Genomic DNA, 17,982 nt, shown 5'->3' with positions numbered 1-17,982 from the left:
ATTCACGCCGAGAAGTCGGCGATGATGGCGCCCAATCCTCGCACCAGATCTTCGGGCGCGAGCCGCATCTGGAGTCCGCGTCGGCCGCCGTTGACGAACAGATAGGCCTCTTCTGTCGCAGCCGCCTCCACGAAGATCGGCACAGCCTTGCGCTGGCCGAACGGGCTGATCCCTCCGACATTGTATCCGGTCAGCCGCTCGGCGGAAGAGACGGGCATCATCTTCGCCGACTTCGCATCGGCTGCCGCCGCGATTCGCTTCATCGAGACCTCGCGATCCGACGGCAGCACCGCGCAGACCGGCTTGCCGTCCGCCTCGATCAGCAATGTCTTGAACACCCGCGAGGGCGGTTCGCCCAGCGCCTCGGCAGCGGCGACGCCGACGCTGTCGGCATCCGGATCATAGACATATTCGACGAGATCGAAGGAGATGCCCGCCTTGGCCGCAGCGACCGTCGCGGGCGTCCCCTTCGCCATTCAGTTCAGCGCTCGACGCACATGGCGATACCCATGCCGCCGCCGATGCAGAGCGTGGCGAGCCCCTTCTTCGCATCGCGTTTCTCCATTTCATAGAGAAGCGTGGTGAGCACGCGCGCGCCCGACGCACCGATCGGATGGCCGATCGCGATGGCGCCGCCGTTGACGTTCACCTTGTCGCCCGGAAGACCCAGTTCCTGGCAGACCGACAGCGCCTGCGACGCGAAGGCCTCGTTGGCCTCGATCAGGTCGAGATCGTCGACGGTCCAGCCGGCCTTCTCCAGCGCCTTCTTCACCGCCGGCACCGGGCCGATGCCCATGATCGCGGGATCGACGCCGGCCGACGCCCAGCTCTTGACCGTCGCCAATACCTTGGAACCGCGCTTCGCCGCTTCCTCCGCCGACATCAGCACGAGCGCTGCGGCGCCGTCGTTGAGGCCCGAGGCGTTGGCGGCGGTGACCGTGCCGTCCTTCTTGAACGCGGGCTTGAGCTTCTCCATCGCCTCGATCGTGGCGCCGGCGCGGATATATTCGTCGTCCTCGACCACCACATCGCCCTTGCGGCCCTTCACCGTGACCGGTGCGATCTCGTCCTTGAAGCGGCCCTCGGCGCGCGCCTTCTCGGCCTTGTTCTGCGATCCGACCGCGAACTGGTCCTGCGTCGCGCGGGCGATCTGGTACTTCTCGGCAAGATTCTCCGCGGTGATGCCCATGTGATAGGCGTTGAAGGCGTCGGTCAGGCCATCGACGATCATCGTGTCGACCAGGCTGACATTGCCCATCTTAGAGCCGGCTCGCAGATTCTGGGCGTGGTTGGCGAGCGACATGCTCTCCTGACCTCCCGCGACCATGATCGTTGCATCGCCGTTGGCGATCGACTGCGCCGCGAGCGCGACCGCGCGCAGGCCCGATCCGCAAACCTGGTTGACGCCCCAGGCGGGCACCTCCTTGGGAATGCCGGCGGCCATCGAGGCCTGGCGGGCGGGGTTCTGGCCCTGCGCGGCGGTGAGCACCTGGCCGAGGATCACTTCGGACACTTCCTCGCCCTTCACGCCAGCCTGCGCCAGCGCGGCCTCGATCGCGACGCGGCCGAGCTCATGCGCGGGCGTCGCGCCGAAAGCGCCGAGAAAGCTGCCGACGGGGGTGCGCTTCGCCGCGGTGATGACGACGTCGGTCATGTATCAACTCCTGCGATGGGAAGGGTTCGGGCGGTCTCTTATCAGCGCATATGGGGTTGCGCGAGCCATTGCGCGAGGGGTTGCCACAAGGTCTCACGCGCCCGCCCCCCGACGATCATGCCGACATGACCGAGGCCGAGCGTCATGGCGTCACCAACGCCCGTTCCGCTGACTGCGGATGCGGCCGGCACGATACGATCTGTCGAGGAGACGATGTCGAGCAGGGGGCAGGCAAGGGCGGCGGGATTGATCACCTTGCCCGCGACCTGCCAGCGGCCCGATCCAGGGATGTCGTCCCGGAAGAAGTCTTCCGCCATCTCGCGCCCGGCGGCGGCTGTGAGCGGAGCACCACCGTTCGCCCAATCCTCCAGCGCGACGAAGAGGCGCGTGGCCTCTGGCGAGGCCTGCTTTCGCCCGAAGGCGATGAATTTCTCCACCGTGCGGCGGGGATCGAGCCGCCAAAAGGCGGTCTGCAACACTTCCAGCGGCATCATGCCCATCGATTCGACGGTTGGGCGGGTCTGCTCCCAGAGATCGGCGATACCCTTGCGGGACTTTTCCGGAAATCCCGCGAACCGCCACGGCGCGGCAATCGTCACAAGGGCCGATGGCGAGCGGCACAAAGCGGCGGCGAGCGCCATCGTGCCGCCGAGGCAATAGCCGGCCAGTGCGGCATCGGGCCCGATCGCCTCGATTAGAGGCAGCAGCATCCCGACATGGTCGCCGATGGACATATCGCGTTCGTCGGGCGACGGCGCGCCCCAGTCGACCAGTAGCGGCCGAACGCCTTGCGTGGAAAGCCAGCGCAGCAGCGAGGTTTCGGGCAGCAGATCGAGCACGTCATGCGAATTGATCAGCGATGGGACGAAGATGACCGGCCGCCCGGCGCCGCCATAATCGCGCAGAACGGCGCGGCCAGACGTCGCGACCACCGGCATGGGAGGGGTAGAGGCAAGGCGCTTTGCGGTCTGATAAGCGCGCAATCCGGCGAGCCCGGCCGCCAGCGCATCCCCATCGCCCACGGTTTCGCTGCGCAGCATCGCAAGAAAGAGCGGCAAAGGGCGCGGTCTGTGTTGCGGTGCGGAATTGTTTAATGCTAGCGTGTCGGCTCCCGGCGTTGCGTCGGTTTGAGAGGGGCTTGCCATGGCGAAATCTGGGTCTCCGTCCGATACCGTCATCATCAAGAAGTACGCCAATCGGCGGCTCTACAATACCGAGACGTCGAGCTATATCACGCTCGATCATCTCGCCGCGATGACGCGCGAAGGCCGCGATTTCAAGGTTCTCGACGCACGGACGGACGAGGATATCACGCACAACGTGCTCACCCAGATCATCATGGACGAGGAATCGCACGGCCAGACGCTGCTGCCGGTCAGCTTCCTGCGCCAGCTGATCGCTCTCTACGGCGATTCGATGCAGTCGATGGTGCCGCAATATCTGGAAGCCTCGATGGAGGCGTTCCGGCGCAACCAGCAGCAGTTCCGCAGCGCAATGGAAGGCGCCTTCGGCGGCGGCCCGTTCGCCGAAATCGCCAAGCGCAACATGGCGATGTTCGAGGCGGCGGCGGATGCCTTCAAGCCCGGCACGAAGCCGGCCGCCGGGGCACCCGAGCCCGCCAAGGAAGGTGGTGACGATATCGCGGCGCTGAAGGCGCAGCTCGCCAGCCTTCAGGACAAGATCGACAAGATGGGCAAGTGATCCGGCTCAGCCGCCGGTGAGCCGGCCGAACAGGATCACGATATAGCCGATGATGAAGGCCGTCGCGGCGATCGCGACGGCCAATTGTGTAGGCTCCGTCCGGAAGCGCAACGCCACCAGCGAGATCGCCGCGAACACGCCATGCCCGGCGAGATCGATCGGGTTGGCGCTGTGATGCGGCAGCGACAGATCCTTGGCGACGCTGACCGCCAGCATCGCCAGCATGATCGCGAAGAAGGCGGTGACGTGCTCGCGATAATGCACGGCGAGGTCGATCACGCCCTCCCCGGCATCGGGCAGCACGATCGCGGCCAGCATATAGAGCAGGACGGTCTGAAGCAGGATCAGGCCGAACACGCCGAACGTCCAAACCCGCACGTCGGTCAGGCCGAAGCTCGACCACCAGCTTTGCGTGGCGAGCACGAGGATCAGCACGCTCCAGATGATCGTCGGCGCGAACAGCTTCACCCGCCGTCGCGCCAGCAGCATGGCGCGATAACCCTGCAGCACCTGCGTTATCGCCAGCCCGATTATGATCGAGAGCAGGACGGAGAGGTAGGAAAAGGCGTCCATGTCGCGCCGGGCTCAGCTGGTGGAGCGCAGCAGCTGGTCCACCGTCTCGCCATGCGTGAGCGCATCGGACACGCGCAGTCGGGCGTCGTGATAGAAAATGGCGGGATCGTCGCGGCCTTGCGCGCGCAGTCGGGCGACATCGGCGTCGGAGAGCGTGCTTTCCCGCGCCACATAGTCGGCATACCCCTCCTTCACCCAGGTAGGGAGGCGGGCGAAGCCGACCAGGCCGAGCCGTTCGCGCTGCAGCACGTGGACCGTTTCGTGTGCCACCACGCCGGACAGCGTGCGCCTGTATCCGCGCGCGAACACCGTGTCGCTAGCGATATCGCTGCGGTTGACGACCGTGCCGCCGAGCATCGGACGGGTGACCGCGAACGCCCGGTCGTTCGTCAGCGCGAGCAGGTGCCAGCGCCAGCCGCCATCGGTAAGGTAGAGCGTCGGGCGCAGCGCCCTGTCGTCGATCGGCGAGGCGCCGAGCAGCGTACTCGAGCGCGCCAGTTCAGCCTGCAGCTGCGGCGCGGGCGGCACGTCGGCATAGACGTCGTATCGGCCGAACTGCCCGTGCCAGCCCCATGACAGCAGGCTCGGCTTCGCCACGGCTGCGGCGGGCACGGCGATCAGGGCGAGCGCGATCAGACTACGGCGATCGAAGCCGAGAAGCCGACGCCAGTTCATTGCGGCTTACCTTGCGGCTGATCCCCGAGCGCGGACGGGTCGGTCGAGAGCCGCGGCGTTGTGGGTTGATCGCCGGGCGTCACCTGCTCCGCCGGCGGAGCATCGGCGGCGGGCGCGTTCGGATCGGGCTTGACGAACTTGAGCGTCATCCGGTCGCTCTCGCCGATCGCGGCATATTTGGCCTTGTCCTTGTCGCCCGCCTTGTAGGTCGGCGGTAGGTCCCACACGCCATCGGGATGATCGTGATCGTCCTTGGGGTTGGCGTTGACGTTGCTGGTGCCGACCCACTGGAAGCCGGCGGCCGTCGCCAGCCTGATCACGGTGGAGAGCTTGACGTAGCCGCTGGTCTTCTCGCGCGCGGTATCCATCGTCTCGGGCAGGCGATGCTCCTCGATGCCGAGGACGCCACCCGGCTTGAGCGCGCGGAACCAGTCCGCGAAGGCCTGCGGGGCGTTGCCGTCGCCCGGCTGATCGGGCGATCCGAGCAGGTTGTGGATGTTGCGGAAGGTGAGGATCATGTCCGCCGTACCGTCCGGCACGAAGCTGCTGGCCTGGCCGATATTGAACGGCACCGTCTGCGCCTTGCCGTAGCGATCGGCGTCGGTGGCGAGAAATGCCTTGAAATCATCCATGTCGCCCGGCTCGACGGCGGCGACGTAATGGCCCTGATCGGTAAGGTAGGGGATCAGAATCTCGCTGTACCAGCCCTTGCCGGGGATCATCTCGATCACCGTCATGCCGGGCTGCAGGCCGAAGAAGGTCAGCGTCTGCGCGGGGTGGCGATATTTGTCGCGCGCCACATTCTCCGGCTTGCGATGTGGATCCTCGATCACCTGGCGAAGGCCGGGGTCGACCATCATCTGCGGCCGCGTGGGCGCGGTGACGCCCTTCTTCGCGGCCGGTTTCACAGCGGATTTGGCAATCGCCTTGGGCGCGGGCTTGGCGGAGAGCGGCGCGCTCGTCAGCGCGAGCAGGGATACGGCAAGCAGGACACGGCGCACAGGCATCTCTCCGGATCGTTACGCGCCGATGCTGGCCCGCTTCCGATCCGGAGACAAGCGGTTACGCGTCAGAGGCAGGCTTCGAGGAACGGCTGGTCGAAGCCGTACTGCTTGGCCTTGTCGAGCGTGTAGGGGCGCAGGCCCATCGAGCGATATTCGCCGATGATCTTGCCGTCGGCGCTCTCGTCCAGATATTCGAACTTGAAGAGCTCCTGCGTGACGATCACCGGGCCTTCCATGCCGATCACCTCGGTGATGTTGGTGACGCGGCGCGAGCCGTCGCGCAGGCGCTTCACCTGGATGATGAGATCGACCGAATCGGCGATCTGGCGGCTGATCGCCTCCTTGGGCATCTTGATGTCGCCCATCATCACCATGTTCTCCATACGGCCCAGGCACTCGCGCGGGCTGTTGGAGTGGAGCGTGCACATCGATCCGTCGTGGCCGGTGTTCATGGCGGAGAGCAGATCGAAGCATTCCGATCCGCGAATCTCGCCGAGGATGATGCGATCCGGGCGCATACGCAGCGAGTTCTTGACGAGATCGCGGATGGTGATCTCGCCCTGGCCCTCGAGGTTCGGCGGGCGGGTTTCGAGCGGCAGCCAGTGCGGCTGCTGCAGGCGAAGCTCGGCCGCGTCCTCGATGGTCAGCACACGCTCGCCCGGATCGATCATCTTCGACAGGGCGTTGAGCATCGTCGTCTTGCCCGAGCCGGTACCGCCGGAGATGACGATGTTGAAGCGGCAGGCGCCGGCGATCTTCAGCGCGGTCGCCATCTTCGGGCTCATTGATCCGAAGCCGACATACATGTCGAGCGTGATCGGCTTTGCCGAGAACTTACGAATCGAGATGGCGGTGCCACGCAGCGACAGCGGCGGCACGATCACGTTGACGCGGGAACCGTCCGGCAGGCGAGCGTCGGCCAGTGGCGTGGTCTGGTCGACGCGACGGCCGACCTTGTTGACGATGCGCTGGGCGATCTGGAAGAGGTGCTGCTCGTCGCGGAACTGGATCTGGGCGAGCTGCAGCTTGCCTTTCTTTTCGATGAAGGTCTGTTCCGGGCCGTTGACCATGATGTCGCTGACGTCCGGATCGGACAGCAGCTCTTCGAGCGGCCCGAGCCCGAGCAGCTCGTCGACCAGCACCTTTTCCAGCGCGAACTGCTCGCGGCGGTTGAGGTTGATCTTCAGCTCGGCGAGCACCTCGCCGATGATCGGGCGGAATTCCTCGGCCAGCTCGTCCTTGCTGAGCGTCGCGGCGGCTTCCGGATCGACGCGCTCGAGCAGTCGGGGAAGCACCTGCTCCTTGATCTTGTGGACGGAAGCCTCGAAGCCCTCGATCTTGGGCGAGGCGGCGTCGCCCGATCCCTGCTGGCGATCGTTGAGGCGGGCCATCGCATCGCCGGCGGCGACGCTGCTGCTCGGATCGGAGGAGCCGGCGCCCGGCAGCGGCACCGATTCGATCGGCGGGAACTGGGCACCGCCCGGCTCGGGGCTGTGCATCGGGCGGGCCACGCCGAAAGCCGGCCGCTGACCGCCGCCGCCTGTGCCATTCCGCTTGCCGAACGCGCTCATCCGTTTCCATCCCCACGAAAATGCACCCGGGCGAAGCCGGGCCGTCGGGCGGGATGTTACGGTTAAGGGACTACCAAATGCCTAACGGCTTGGGAGCGCGGGTCTTGCTTAGTGATCCGCGCGCGCCGGGCGGCCGTGCGAGGAGGCTTCGGCACCGGCGCCGCTCAGGATCTCGGCATGCTCGGCCAGGATGGTGAGGCCCTTGTCGGTCACCTCGGCGAAGCCGCCCTGCACGCGGATGCGCTGGGTGATATTGGTCATCGAGGAATAGACCAGCACCTCGCCGTCGCGCACCGTCGACATCAAGGGCGCGTGACCGGCGAGCACGCCGAAATCGCCCTCGGTGCCGGGAACGACGACCATATAGGCGTCCTCCGACAGGATCTTCTTCTCCGGGGTGACGAGCTCGAAATGTACGTCGGCCATTGCTTCCAACCTAAAGCCCTCTCCCGCCTGCGGGAGAGGGAGGGGACCCGCCGCCGGAGGCGGTGGGGAGGGTGAGGGTCTTCCTTCCTTCGAGGCTGGAGCCGCGCATCCGCGCGGCCCCTCACCCCGACCCTCTCCCGCAAGCGGGAGAGGGAGTTAAATCAGGCCGCCTCGGCCAGCTTCTTGCCCTTCTCGACCGCCTCGTCGATGCCGCCGACCATGTAGAAGGCGGCTTCCGGCAGGTGATCGTACTCGCCATCCACCACGGCCTTGAACGACTTCACCGTGTCCTCGACCTGTACGAACTTGCCGCTGATGCCGGTGAAGACCTCGGCGACGTGGAACGGCTGGCTGAGGAAGCGCTGGATCTTGCGGGCGCGGCTGACGGTCAGCTTATCCTCTTCGGAAAGCTCATCCATGCCGAGGATCGCGATGATGTCCTGCAGCGACTTGTACTTCTGCAGCGTCTCCTGGACGCGGCGGGCGACGTCGTAATGCTCCTGGCCGACGACGGCCGGGGTCAGCGCGCGCGAGGTCGAGTCGAGCGGATCGACCGCCGGGTAGATGCCCAGCTCCGAAATGGCGCGGTTGAGGTTGGTCGTCGCGTCGAGGTGGGCGAAGGACGTGGCCGGCGCCGGATCGGTAAGATCGTCGGCGGGCACGTAGATCGCCTGCACCGAGGTGATCGAGCCCTTGTTGGTCGAGGTGATGCGCTCCTGCAGGGCGCCCATGTCGGTCGACAGGGTCGGCTGGTAGCCCACCGCCGACGGGATGCGGCCGAGCAGCGCCGACACTTCGGCGCCCGCCTGGGTGAAGCGGAAGATGTTGTCGACGAAGAACAGCACGTCCTGGCCCTCGACGTCGCGGAAATATTCCGCGTTGGCGAGGCCCGAGAGCGCGACGCGGGCGCGGGCGCCCGGCGGCTCGTTCATCTGGCCGAACACGAGCGCGACCTTGGAGCCCTCGCTGATCGGGTTGCCGTCGGCATCCTTGGCGATGACGCCCGCATCGAGGAACTCGTGATAGAGATCGTTGCCCTCGCGGGTGCGCTCGCCGACGCCGGCGAACACCGAGGTGCCGCCGTGGCCCTTGGCGATGTTGTTGATCAGCTCCTGGATGAGCACGGTCTTGCCCACGCCGGCGCCGCCGAACAGGCCGATCTTGCCGCCCTTGGTGTAGGGGGCGAGCAGGTCGATCACCTTGATGCCGGTGACGAGGATGCTGGTCTCGGTCGACTGGTCGACGAAGGGCGGGGCGTCGGCGTGGATCGGCGAGTGGGTCTCGGCATTGACCGGGCCGCGCTCGTCGATCGGCTCGCCGATGACGTTGAGGATGCGGCCGAGCGTCTTCGGGCCGACCGGCACCGAGATCTGTGCGCCGGTGTCCCTGACTTCCTGGCCGCGGGTGAGGCCGTCGGTGCCGTCCATCGCGATCGTGCGGACGGTGTTCTCGCCGAGGTGCTGCGCGACCTCGAGGATCAGGCGGACGCCGTTGTTGTGCGTCTCGAGCGCCGAGAGGATCTTCGGCAGCGGGCCGTCGAAGGTGACGTCGACGACGGCGCCGATCACCTGGCTGATGCGGCCGACATTGTTGGTAGCGGGTGCGGTTGCCATGACGATTTCCTGCCTTCTTAACCCTTGAGCGCTTCGGCGCCGGAGATGATCTCGACCAGCTCGGTCGTGATCGCCGCCTGGCGGGAGCGGTTATACTGGATGGTGAGCTTCTTGATCATGTCGCCGGCGTTGCGCGTGGCGTTGTCCATCGCGGTCATGCGGCTGCCCTGCTCGGACGCGGCATTCTCCTGGAAGGCGCGGAACAGCTGGACGGCGATGTTGCGCGGCAGCAGCGCGGCGAGGATTTCCTCCTCGTCGGGCTCATACTCGAACGCCGCGACCGGGCCGCCGCTCTCGGGTGTCTTGTCGTTGGCGGCGGCGGGGATTTCCACCGGGATGATCTGCGTCTCGGTCGGGATCTGGACGAGCGCCGACTGGAACTTGGCGAAATAGAGCCGCGCCACGTCGAACTCTCCCGCCTCGAAGCGGTGCATGATGTCCTGCGCCACTTCGAGCGCGTCGTCGAACGACACGGTCTTGATGTGGGTCTGGTCGACCTGATGGACGATCTTGCCGGGGAACAGGCGGTTGATCACCGCGCGGCCCTTCTTGCCGATCAGGTAGAATTTGACCTGCTTGCCCTGCGCCTCCAGCTCGCGCGCCTTGCGGACGGCCGCGCGCACGATGTTGGAGTTGAACGCGCCCGCCAGGCCGCGCTCCGACGTGGCGACGACCAGCAGCTGGTTGGTGTCCTTGCCGGTGCCGGCGAGCAGCTTCGGGCTCTCCGGGCCGACAGTGACGCCCGACGCGAGCCGCGCCATGACCTTGGTCAGCTCCTCGGCATAGGGACGGCCGGCTTCCGCCGCCTCCTGCGCGCGGCGCAGCTTGGCGGCGGCGACCATCTTCATCGCCTTGGTGATCTTCTGCGTCGACTTCACCGAGCCGATGCGGATCTTGAGGGCCTTGAGTGACGGCATTCTACTTCCCTGTTCCCCCGCCTAAGGCATCAGCAGTAGCTGCATTAACATCGGCAATGGCTGCATTCGCAACATCGTCCAGCTGTTGTGAATTCATGCCAGAATAATCGGTCGTTGAACTGCTTAACGCCTCACCGTTCGGCGCGAGTTGGTTATACGATAGTTGCTGATGAGCCAGATATATAAACGTAGGCGCAGCAAGCAGCGATAGTATGAACCCGACATAGCCTACGGTTCGTGAGGACGAGCCAGCGGGAGCTGCGAGCGAAGCTTGAAGCATGCTCAGGCCTTTGATCACCAAGTAGGTGCAGCCTAGCCATGTTATGATTTCAAGCACGCTCGCTTATTCCCAGCTTACCCGAACGTCTTCGCGAAGGCCGTGACGGCGTCCTTGAGCTGGCCCTTGACGGCGTCGCCGAGGTCCTTGGTCTCGCGGATCGTCTTGAGCACCTCGGCGTGGTTCGCGCGGAGATCGGCGAGCAGGCCGGCCTCGAAGCGGGTCACGTCGGAGACGGGAATGCCGTCCAGGAAGCCCTGCGTGCCGGCGAAGATCGACGCCACCTGCTCCTCGAAGGGCAGCGGCTGGAACTGCGGCTGCTTGAGCAGCTCGGTCAGGCGCGCGCCACGGTTCAGCAGCTTCTGCGTCGAGGCATCGAGGTCCGAGCCGAACTGCGCGAAGGCGGCCATCTCGCGATACTGGGCCAGCTCCAGCTTGATCGAGCCGGCGACCTTCTTCATCGCCTTGGTCTGCGCGGCCGAGCCGACGCGCGACACCGAGAGGCCGACGTTGATGGCGGGGCGGATGCCCTGATAGAACAGATCGGTCTCGAGGAAGATCTGGCCGTCGGTGATCGAGATCACGTTGGTCGGGATGTAGGCGGACACGTCGCCGGCCTGCGTCTCGATGACGGGGAGCGCGGTCAGCGAGCCCGAGCCGTGCGCGTCCGACATCTTGGCGGCGCGCTCGAGCAGGCGGGAGTGGAGGAAGAACACGTCGCCCGGATAGGCTTCGCGGCCCGGCGGACGGCGCAGCAGCAGCGACATCTGGCGGTAGGCGACGGCCTGCTTGGAAAGGTCGTCATACACGATCAGGCCGTGCATGCCGTTGTCGCGGAAATACTCGCCCATCGCGCAGCCGGTATAGGGCGCGAGGAACTGTAGCGGGGCCGGGTCCGAAGCCGTGGCGGCGACGACGATGGTATATTCCATCGCGCCATTCTCTTCGAGCTGGCGGACGATCTGGGCGACCGTGGAGCGCTTCTGGCCGACGGCGACATAGATGCAGTAGAGCTTCTGCTTCTCGTCGTCTCCGGCGTTGGCCTTCTTCTGGTTGATGAAGGCGTCGATCGCGACGGCGGTCTTGCCGGTCTGGCGATCGCCGATGATCAGCTCACGCTGGCCACGGCCGACGGGGACGAGCGCGTCGAGCGCCTTGAGGCCGGTCTGCACCGGCTCATGGACCGACTGCCTCGGGATGATGCCGGGCGCCTTGGTCTCGACGCGGGCGCGCTGATCGGAGACGATCGGGCCCTTGCCGTCGATCGGGTTGCCGAGGCCGTCGACCACGCGGCCGAGCAGACCCTTGCCGACCGGCACGTCCACGATGGTGCCGGTGCGCTTGACGGTGTCGCCTTCGCGGATTTCCGAGTCCGAGCCGAAGATCACGGCGCCGACATTGTCGGCCTCGAGGTTGAGGGCCATGCCCTGCGTGCCGTTGGCGAACTCGATCATCTCGCCGGCCTGCACGTTGTCGAGGCCGAAGATGCGGGCGATGCCGTCACCGACGCTCAGCACCTGGCCGACCTCGGAGACTTCCGCCTCGGTGCCGAAATTGGCGATCTGGTCGCGGATGACCTTGGAGATTTCTGCGGCGCGGATATCCATGTTCAGCCCTTCATCGCGTTTGCGAGACTATTGAGTTTGGTGCGGATCGAGCCGTCGATCTGCTGCGAGCCCATCTTCACGATGAGGCCGCCGAGAATATCGGGGTCCACCTTCGCCTCGATCGCGACGTCGCGGCCGAACTTCTGGCGAAGCTTGTCCTTGAGCGCGCCGGTCTGCTCGGCGTCGAGCGGGTGGGCAGAGGTGACTTCGGCAGTGGTCTCGCCGCGATGGGCGGCGGCCAGTGCCCTGAAGCCGCGGATGATCGCGGGAAGCTGGTTCAGCCGGCCATTATGGCCAAGCAGGCCGAGCGTGTTGCTGACCGTCTTGCCGAGGCCCATGCTCGCGGCGACGGCGAGGATCGCCTTGGTCGCCGCGTCGCGGCCGATCAGCGGGCTGCTGGTGAGCGCGCGGAAATCGGCGCTTTCGGCCAGAGCCGCCTTGATCGTGTCGAGATCGACCGAAACCGCGTCCAGCTCGCGCTGGTCGCGCGCCAGCTCGAACAGCGCCATCGCGTAGCGCCCGCTCAAGCTCGCCTGAATACCGCCGGAAATGTCCACGCCAGACCCATCCCCCGAAATTGCTTGTCCCCATACGAAAAAGGGGGCGCCCCATAAGGCGTCCCCGCATGGGTCGCGGGCCGGTTAGCAGGGGAGGGCGGGGGATGCAAGGCTGGCGGGCATGACCTTTGGGACGAGGTGTTTGAGAGCAAGCGGCGGGACGCGGGTACGGAGAATCGCGCCTAGATCGAGGTCTCCAAACCGATGGAGAGTATATGACCTACCGTATCCAAGGCCTCGACCCCGCTCGCTTCGCCGATGCGGAGGCGTTAATCGCGGAAGGAGCGATTCGCATGAAGGCTGACAGCGAAAGCGGCTATCCGTGCCGGGTGACGCTGCAGGATGCCGAGCCGGGCGAGAACGTGCTGTTGCTGAATTATCTGCATGCCGACGTGCAGACGCCTTTTCGCGCCCGCCACGCCATCTTCGTGCGCGAGGGGGCGGTCGCAGCGTCACATTACGAGGATGTCGCGCCGCCCTATCTGGAGCAACGGCCGCTGAGCCTGCGCGGCTTTGACGGCGCCGGCATGATCCTAGTGGCGTCGACGGCGGAGCCGGGCGGGGCGGATGCGGGCATCCGGGGGCTGCTGGAAAACGGGGAGATCGACTATGTGGATGTCCATCATGCCGCCTGGGGCTGTTTCCTCGCGCGGGCCGAACGGAGCGGACATGCCTGAGACGGACGACCGGCGCTGGGATGCGGTGCTCCGGCGCGACCGAGCAGCGGACGGATCGTTCGTCACCGGCGTGCTGACGACGGGCATCTATTGCCGCCCGTCCTGCGCGGCGCGGCATCCCCGGCGCGAGAATGTCCGCTTCTTCGCGGACGGAGCGGCGGCGCGGGCGACGGGCTTGCGCCCTTGCCGGCGCTGCAAGCCCGACGAAGTGGCGCGCGATGCAGAAGGCGTGGCGAAGGCGGTGGCGCTGATTGAGCGCGCCGAGACTCCTCCGACTTTGGAGGAGATAGCGGCGGAGGCTGGTTACGCCCCGCACCACTTCCACCGCCTGTTCCGCAAGCGCACCGGCGTCACGCCGGCCGCTTACGCGCGAGCGGTGCGCGCGAAGCGGATGGAGACGGCGCTCAAGGAGAATGAGCGCGTGACCGATGCGATCTACGATGCCGGCTTCTCCGGCCCGGGGCGCTTCTACGAAGAGGCGGATCAGCGGCTCGGCATGGCGCCGTCGGCGTGGCGACGCGGCGGCGGCGGCGAGACGATCCGCTGGGCGAGCGCCGACACCAGCTTCGGCCCGGTCACTGTCGCGGCGACGGAGCGGGGCATTTGCCGACTGACCTTCGGCGGCGTTGCGCAGTTGGAGCAGGACTTCCCGCTGGCGATAATCGAGGAGGGCGGCTCGGACATGATCGATCTCGTCGAGCAGGCCGTAGCGGTGGTCGAAGAACCGGGCCGCGCGCATGATCTGCCGCTCGACGTGCGCGGCACCGCCTTCCAGGAGGCGATCTGGCGCGAACTCTCGCAGATTCCGCCGGGCGAATCGGTGAGCTATGCCGCGCTCGCCGCCCGCGTCGGCAAACCGGGCGCTACCCGTGCCGCCGGGACGGCCTGCGGGGCGAATCCGGTGCCGATCCTCATCCCCTGCCACCGTGCACGGCGCAGCGACGGTTCGGCGGGCGGCTATGCGCTAGGGTTGGAGATGAAGGCCAGGCTGTTGGAGCGCGAAGGCGGCGAGACGCGCCTGCTCTGAGGCTCAGCGCCCCGGTGGCTGCTGCTGGCCGAGCGTCGGCCCGTTCGCGGGCAGATCCGGCGCGTCCTGATGCGCCGCCGCCTTCTCGGCCGCGGTGAGGATGCCGTCATGATTGGTGTCCATCATGTCGAACGCTTTCAACGGCCGCACGCTCGCTTCCGACAGGCTGAGCTTGCCGTCATGATTGGCGTCGACATTGTTGAACGCCCGGTTGGCGGCGTCGAGCATGCGTTGCGCATCCTCCTTGGTCGGCGGCGCGTCGCGGTTGAGGATCACCGTCATCCGCTTGGCGAACTCGGCGCGGCTGATGAAGCCGTCATGGTTGGTGTCGGCCAGTTCGAAGGTCTTCTTGATCTGCGCCATCATCTGCGTGCGGGTGATGTCGCCCGTTGCGAGCGGCGGTGTCGGCCTAGCGACCAGCGGCTTGGTGGAGACCGGGGCGGCATTCTTCTTCGCGGGCGCCTTCTTCTCCGGCGCGGCGACGAGCGGCATCGATATTCCGAGGCTAATCAGCACGATCGTGGCAACTGCGGAGGCGCGGGCAAACAGCAAGGGCAGTCTCCAGATCATCATCGGCCAGTGCAGGGTGCACGCTTACAGGAAGCTGTACGGGTCCACATCCACCGCGACGCGGACGCCGCGCGGCCATTCGAGCGCGCTTAACCATATCCGGATCACGTCCTGCACGTCCAGCGACCGCCGTGCATGGACGAGCAGGCGCTGGCGGTGGCGGCCCCTCAGCATGGCGAGCGGGGCAGGGGCGGGGCCGAACACCATCATCCCTTCGGTTTCGGGCGCGGAGAGGCCGATACGGTTGGCGGTCTCCACGGCTTCGTCGAGCTTTTCGGAGGAGACGATGATCGCGGCATAGCGACCGAAGGGCGGAGCGCCGGCCTCGCGGCGGCTTTCGGTCTCGGCCTCGTAGAAGCTTTCGGCGTCTCCCGTCACCAGCGCCTGGATCACTGGCGCGCCGGGCTCGCGGGTCTGGAGGAAGACGCGGCCGGGCTTCGAGCCTCGCCCGGCGCGCCCCGCCACCTGCGCGATCTGCTGGAAGCTGCGCTCGGCCGCGCGCAGGTCGCCGCCCTGCAGGCCCAGATCCGCGTCCACCACGCCGACCAGCGTCAGGTTGGGGAAGTGATAGCCTTTGGTGATGAGCTGGGTGCCGATGACGATGTCGATGTCGCCCGCCTCCATGCGGTTGACGAATTCGGCGGCCTTGGCGGGGGACCAGATCGTGTCCGAGGTGACGATCGCCACCTTCGCCTCCGGGAACAGCGCCGAGACTTCATCGGCGATGCGCTCGACACCGGGCCCGCAGGCGACGAGGCTGTCCTCCTCATGGCATTCCGGGCAGGCGGCGGGCGGCGGCATGACGTGGCCGCAATGGTGGCAGGCGAGGCGGGCGGTCAGCCGGTGCTCGACCATCCACGCGGTGCAGTTCGGGCAGCGGAAGCGGTGGCCGCAATGGCGGCACAAGGTCAGCGGCGCATAGCCGCGCCGGTTGAGGAACAGCAAAGCCTGCTCGCCTTTGCCGACGGTCTCCTCGATCGCAGCGACCAGCGAGGGGGCGAGCCAGCGTTGCTTCGTGGGCGGATCCTGCGTGAGGTCGATCGTTTCGATCGTCGGCATCTGTGCGGCGCCGTAGCGGCCCGGCAGCTTGAGTTCGCGGTATTTGCCGATCTCGACCATCTGGCGCGTCTCGATCGCGGGGGTGGCGGAGGCGAGCACGATCGGCACTTGTTCGAACGAGGCGCGCATCACCGCGACGTCGCGGGCGTGGTACATCACGCCGTCTTCCTGCTTGAAGCTGGTCTCATGCGCCTCGTCGACAACGATCAGGCCGAGATGCTTGTACGGCAGGAACAGGGCGGATCGCGCCCCGCACACCACCTTCGCCTCGCCGGACGCGATCGCCCGCCAGGCGCGGCGGCGCTGGGATTGGCGGAGGTCCGAATGCCAGGCGACGGGAAGGTGGCCGAAGCGCGCCTCGAAGCGCTTGAGGAAGGGTTCGGTCAGCGCGATCTCGGGGAGGAGGACGAGGCTCTGCTTGCCCGCCGCCAGCGCGGCGGCGATGCCCTCGAAATAGACCTCGGTCTTACCCGATCCGGTCACGCCGTCGAGCAGATAGGGCTGGAAGGCGTGCGCCTCGACAGCCGAGACGATCGTGTCCGCCACCGCCTTCTGCTCGGCGGAAAGCTCGGGCGGGGCGAAGGACGGATCGGGCAGCGGATAGGGATCGTCGACCGCGACTTCCACCGCCTCGATCGCGCCGGCCTTCACCAACCCCCGTATCACCCCGTCCGACACGTCGGCGATGGCGGCCAGCTCGCGCACCAGTCCCTGCCGCTCTCCGATCCGCTCGAGAGCCTGTTGGCGCTGCGCGGTCAGCCGCTCCGGCAGATGGCCGGTGGCGCGATACTCGATCACGGTCCGCCCCCCGTCGAGCGCGCTCGCCGAGGCCAGCGCCATGCGCAGCACGGCGGCAGGCGGGGCGAGGTAGTAATTGGCGGTCCACTCGATCAGCCGGCGCAGCGCCGCCGCAAGCGGGGGCAGATCGTAAACGCCGAGCAGATTGCGCAGGCGGTTGTCGCCGACCTCCGCGTCGGAGGGCATCTTCTCCGGCTCCCACACCACGCCGGCGATCTGGCGTGGACCGAGCGGGGCCAAAACGATCGATCCCGGCTCGACACTCATCTCGCGCGGAACGCGGTAATCGAGCGGGCCGAGCGCGGAGTTGAGCAGGAGGACGCGGGCGCGGGACATCGCTCTTCACATCGGGGATCGATCGGCCAAGCGCAACCGGGCTTCCCAGCGCAACGCTCAGGTGCTCTACTATGCTGGTACAGTGGGGTGGCGATGCTCGAAACCGAACGACTGACGATCCGGCGTATCACGCTTGGCGATACCGCCTTCATGATCGAGACGCTCAACGATCCGGGCTTCCTCGCCAATATCGGCGATCGCGGCGTTCGGACGATCGAGGAGGCGGAGACCTATATCCGCGATCGTATCCTCGCGTCCTACGAGGCGAACGGCTTCGGCATGTTTCGTGTCGCGCTGAAAGACAGCGATGAGGGCATCGGCACGGTCGGCTTCGTCAGCCGCGAAGGGCTGGACGGGCCGGATCTTGGTTTCGCCTTCCTCGCAGCACATACCGGCAAGGGCTACGGGTACGAGGCGGCGAACGCGCTGCTTGATTGGGGTCGCGAGGTATTGAGCCTGCCGCCGCTGCTCGCCATCACCGCGCCGGAGAACGTCGCTTCGGCCGCCCTGCTCGTGAAGCTCGGCTTCCGCGAAGAGGGACGCATCACGCTGCCGACCCACGGTGGCGAGAGCCGATTGTTCGTGCAGGGCTGATGCTGGCGCTGCTGCTCGCGCTGGCCACGCCGGACATCGATACGGCGATCAGGGACACGATCGATCCCTGCGCGGCGGCTAGACGCGAGCGTGGCGCCATCACGGTCTGCGCGCAGACGAAGGAAGAAAAGGATCGCCGCTTCCGTTTGCCGCAGATGCCCGATCGCGGCTTCGACCCGCTGGGATCGGTCGACAGCGTCTCGCGCGAGCGACACCGCCTGATCGATGGCGACGGCGCCAACACGGACCTGACGCGCGGGTCGTGCAGCGCGGTCGGCGCGAGCGGCTGGACCGGTTGCCAGATCAAGGAATGGCGCGAGAAGGATCAGCAGAAAGGGTGGTGATC

At 66.7% G+C, this 17,982-nt stretch carries 19 protein-coding genes; 5 read left to right on the top strand and 14 right to left on the bottom strand.

Annotated features, from left to right (window positions below):
- Positions 1-2: 2 nt before the first annotated feature.
- The 3 genes from ybaK to HZF05_RS18510 are packed head-to-tail and all read right to left on the bottom strand — an operon-like array spanning position 3 to position 2,712.
- Entirely contained in the window at positions 3-476 is a 474-nt protein-coding gene (gene ybaK / locus HZF05_RS18520) for a Cys-tRNA(Pro) deacylase (RefSeq protein WP_160363975.1), read from the bottom strand.
- 5 nt (positions 477-481) lie between these two features.
- A complete protein-coding gene (locus tag HZF05_RS18515; RefSeq protein WP_160363974.1) occupies positions 482-1,654 on the bottom strand; it encodes an acetyl-CoA C-acetyltransferase in 1,173 nt (390 codons plus the stop codon).
- Between the two features lie 41 nt (positions 1,655-1,695).
- The gene (locus tag HZF05_RS18510) at positions 1,696-2,712 is read right to left on the bottom strand and encodes an alpha/beta hydrolase (RefSeq protein ID WP_246332089.1); all 1,017 of its coding nucleotides are present in this window, start codon (positions 2,710-2,712) and stop codon (positions 1,696-1,698) included.
- Between the two features lie 85 nt (positions 2,713-2,797).
- On the opposite strand from HZF05_RS18510, the gene phaR reads away from it, so the two are divergent.
- Positions 2,798-3,355 carry a polyhydroxyalkanoate synthesis repressor PhaR gene (gene phaR / locus HZF05_RS18505; RefSeq protein WP_160363972.1) on the top strand — a complete coding sequence of 186 codons (558 nt, stop codon included), beginning with the start codon at positions 2,798-2,800 and terminating at the stop codon, positions 3,353-3,355.
- Between the two features lie 6 nt (positions 3,356-3,361).
- On the opposite strand, the gene HZF05_RS18500 is transcribed toward phaR, so the two are convergent.
- From HZF05_RS18500 to HZF05_RS18460, 9 genes are all read right to left on the bottom strand, one after another.
- On the bottom strand, positions 3,362-3,928 hold the full coding sequence (locus tag HZF05_RS18500) for a hypothetical protein (protein ID WP_160363971.1): 567 nt from the start codon (positions 3,926-3,928) through the stop codon (positions 3,362-3,364).
- Between the two features lie 12 nt (positions 3,929-3,940).
- Entirely contained in the window at positions 3,941-4,603 is a 663-nt protein-coding gene (locus HZF05_RS18495) for a hypothetical protein (protein WP_160363970.1), read from the bottom strand.
- Positions 4,600-5,610, bottom strand: a complete 1,011-nt coding sequence (locus HZF05_RS18490; protein ID WP_181638917.1) for a class I SAM-dependent methyltransferase — start codon at positions 5,608-5,610, stop codon at positions 4,600-4,602. The genes HZF05_RS18495 and HZF05_RS18490 overlap by 4 nt, the downstream gene beginning before the upstream one ends.
- A gap of 62 nt (positions 5,611-5,672) precedes the next feature.
- The gene (locus tag HZF05_RS18485) at positions 5,673-7,178 is read right to left on the bottom strand and encodes a TadA family conjugal transfer-associated ATPase (protein WP_160363969.1); all 1,506 of its coding nucleotides are present in this window, start codon (positions 7,176-7,178) and stop codon (positions 5,673-5,675) included.
- 108 nt (positions 7,179-7,286) lie between these two features.
- Positions 7,287-7,604 (bottom strand): ATP synthase F1 subunit epsilon, encoded by a 318-nt coding sequence (locus HZF05_RS18480; RefSeq protein WP_160363968.1) that lies wholly within the window; start codon positions 7,602-7,604, stop codon positions 7,287-7,289.
- A 161-nt stretch (positions 7,605-7,765) separates the two neighbouring features.
- A complete protein-coding gene (gene atpD / locus HZF05_RS18475; protein ID WP_160363967.1) occupies positions 7,766-9,217 on the bottom strand; it encodes a F0F1 ATP synthase subunit beta in 1,452 nt (483 codons plus the stop codon).
- Between the two features lie 17 nt (positions 9,218-9,234).
- Positions 9,235-10,134: a F0F1 ATP synthase subunit gamma gene (locus tag HZF05_RS18470; protein WP_160363966.1), complete on the bottom strand. Its 900-nt coding sequence runs from the start codon at positions 10,132-10,134 to the stop codon at positions 9,235-9,237.
- Positions 10,135-10,488: 354 nt separating this feature from the next.
- On the bottom strand, positions 10,489-12,018 hold the full coding sequence (atpA, locus tag HZF05_RS18465; RefSeq protein WP_160363965.1) for a F0F1 ATP synthase subunit alpha: 1,530 nt from the start codon (positions 12,016-12,018) through the stop codon (positions 10,489-10,491).
- 2 nt (positions 12,019-12,020) lie between these two features.
- Positions 12,021-12,575, bottom strand: a complete 555-nt coding sequence (locus HZF05_RS18460; protein ID WP_160363964.1) for a F0F1 ATP synthase subunit delta — start codon at positions 12,573-12,575, stop codon at positions 12,021-12,023.
- 215 nt (positions 12,576-12,790) lie between these two features.
- Between HZF05_RS18460 and HZF05_RS18455 the strand changes: the two genes are divergently transcribed.
- A complete protein-coding gene (locus tag HZF05_RS18455) occupies positions 12,791-13,252 on the top strand; it encodes a DUF1203 domain-containing protein (protein WP_160363963.1) in 462 nt (153 codons plus the stop codon).
- Positions 13,245-14,279: a bifunctional DNA-binding transcriptional regulator/O6-methylguanine-DNA methyltransferase Ada gene (gene ada, locus HZF05_RS18450; RefSeq protein ID WP_160363962.1), complete on the top strand. Its 1,035-nt coding sequence runs from the start codon at positions 13,245-13,247 to the stop codon at positions 14,277-14,279. Before HZF05_RS18455 ends, ada begins: the two co-directional genes overlap by 8 nt.
- Before the next feature lie 3 nt (positions 14,280-14,282).
- Here the strand turns inward: ada and HZF05_RS18445 are convergent, their stop codons facing one another.
- Complete coding sequence (locus tag HZF05_RS18445) at positions 14,283-14,771, bottom strand: EF-hand domain-containing protein (RefSeq protein ID WP_181638916.1); 489 nt, start codon at positions 14,769-14,771, stop codon at positions 14,283-14,285.
- A 102-nt stretch (positions 14,772-14,873) separates the two neighbouring features.
- On the bottom strand, positions 14,874-17,042 hold the full coding sequence (locus HZF05_RS18440) for a primosomal protein N' (protein WP_160363960.1): 2,169 nt from the start codon (positions 17,040-17,042) through the stop codon (positions 14,874-14,876).
- 93 nt (positions 17,043-17,135) lie between these two features.
- On the opposite strand from HZF05_RS18440, the gene HZF05_RS18435 reads away from it, so the two are divergent.
- Positions 17,136-17,636 (top strand): GNAT family N-acetyltransferase, encoded by a 501-nt coding sequence (locus tag HZF05_RS18435; protein ID WP_160363959.1) that lies wholly within the window; start codon positions 17,136-17,138, stop codon positions 17,634-17,636.
- Positions 17,636-17,980, top strand: a complete 345-nt coding sequence (locus HZF05_RS18430; protein ID WP_160363958.1) for a hypothetical protein — start codon at positions 17,636-17,638, stop codon at positions 17,978-17,980. Before HZF05_RS18435 ends, HZF05_RS18430 begins: the two co-directional genes overlap by 1 nt.
- The last annotated feature ends 2 nt before the right edge of the window (positions 17,981-17,982 follow it).

Source organism: Sphingomonas chungangi (assembly GCF_013778325.1).
GTDB classification, from domain to species: domain Bacteria; phylum Pseudomonadota; class Alphaproteobacteria; order Sphingomonadales; family Sphingomonadaceae; genus Solisphingomonas; species Solisphingomonas chungangi.
Note: the sequence above shows the minus strand (reverse complement) of the source record. Positions and strands in the feature narration are given on the sequence as shown.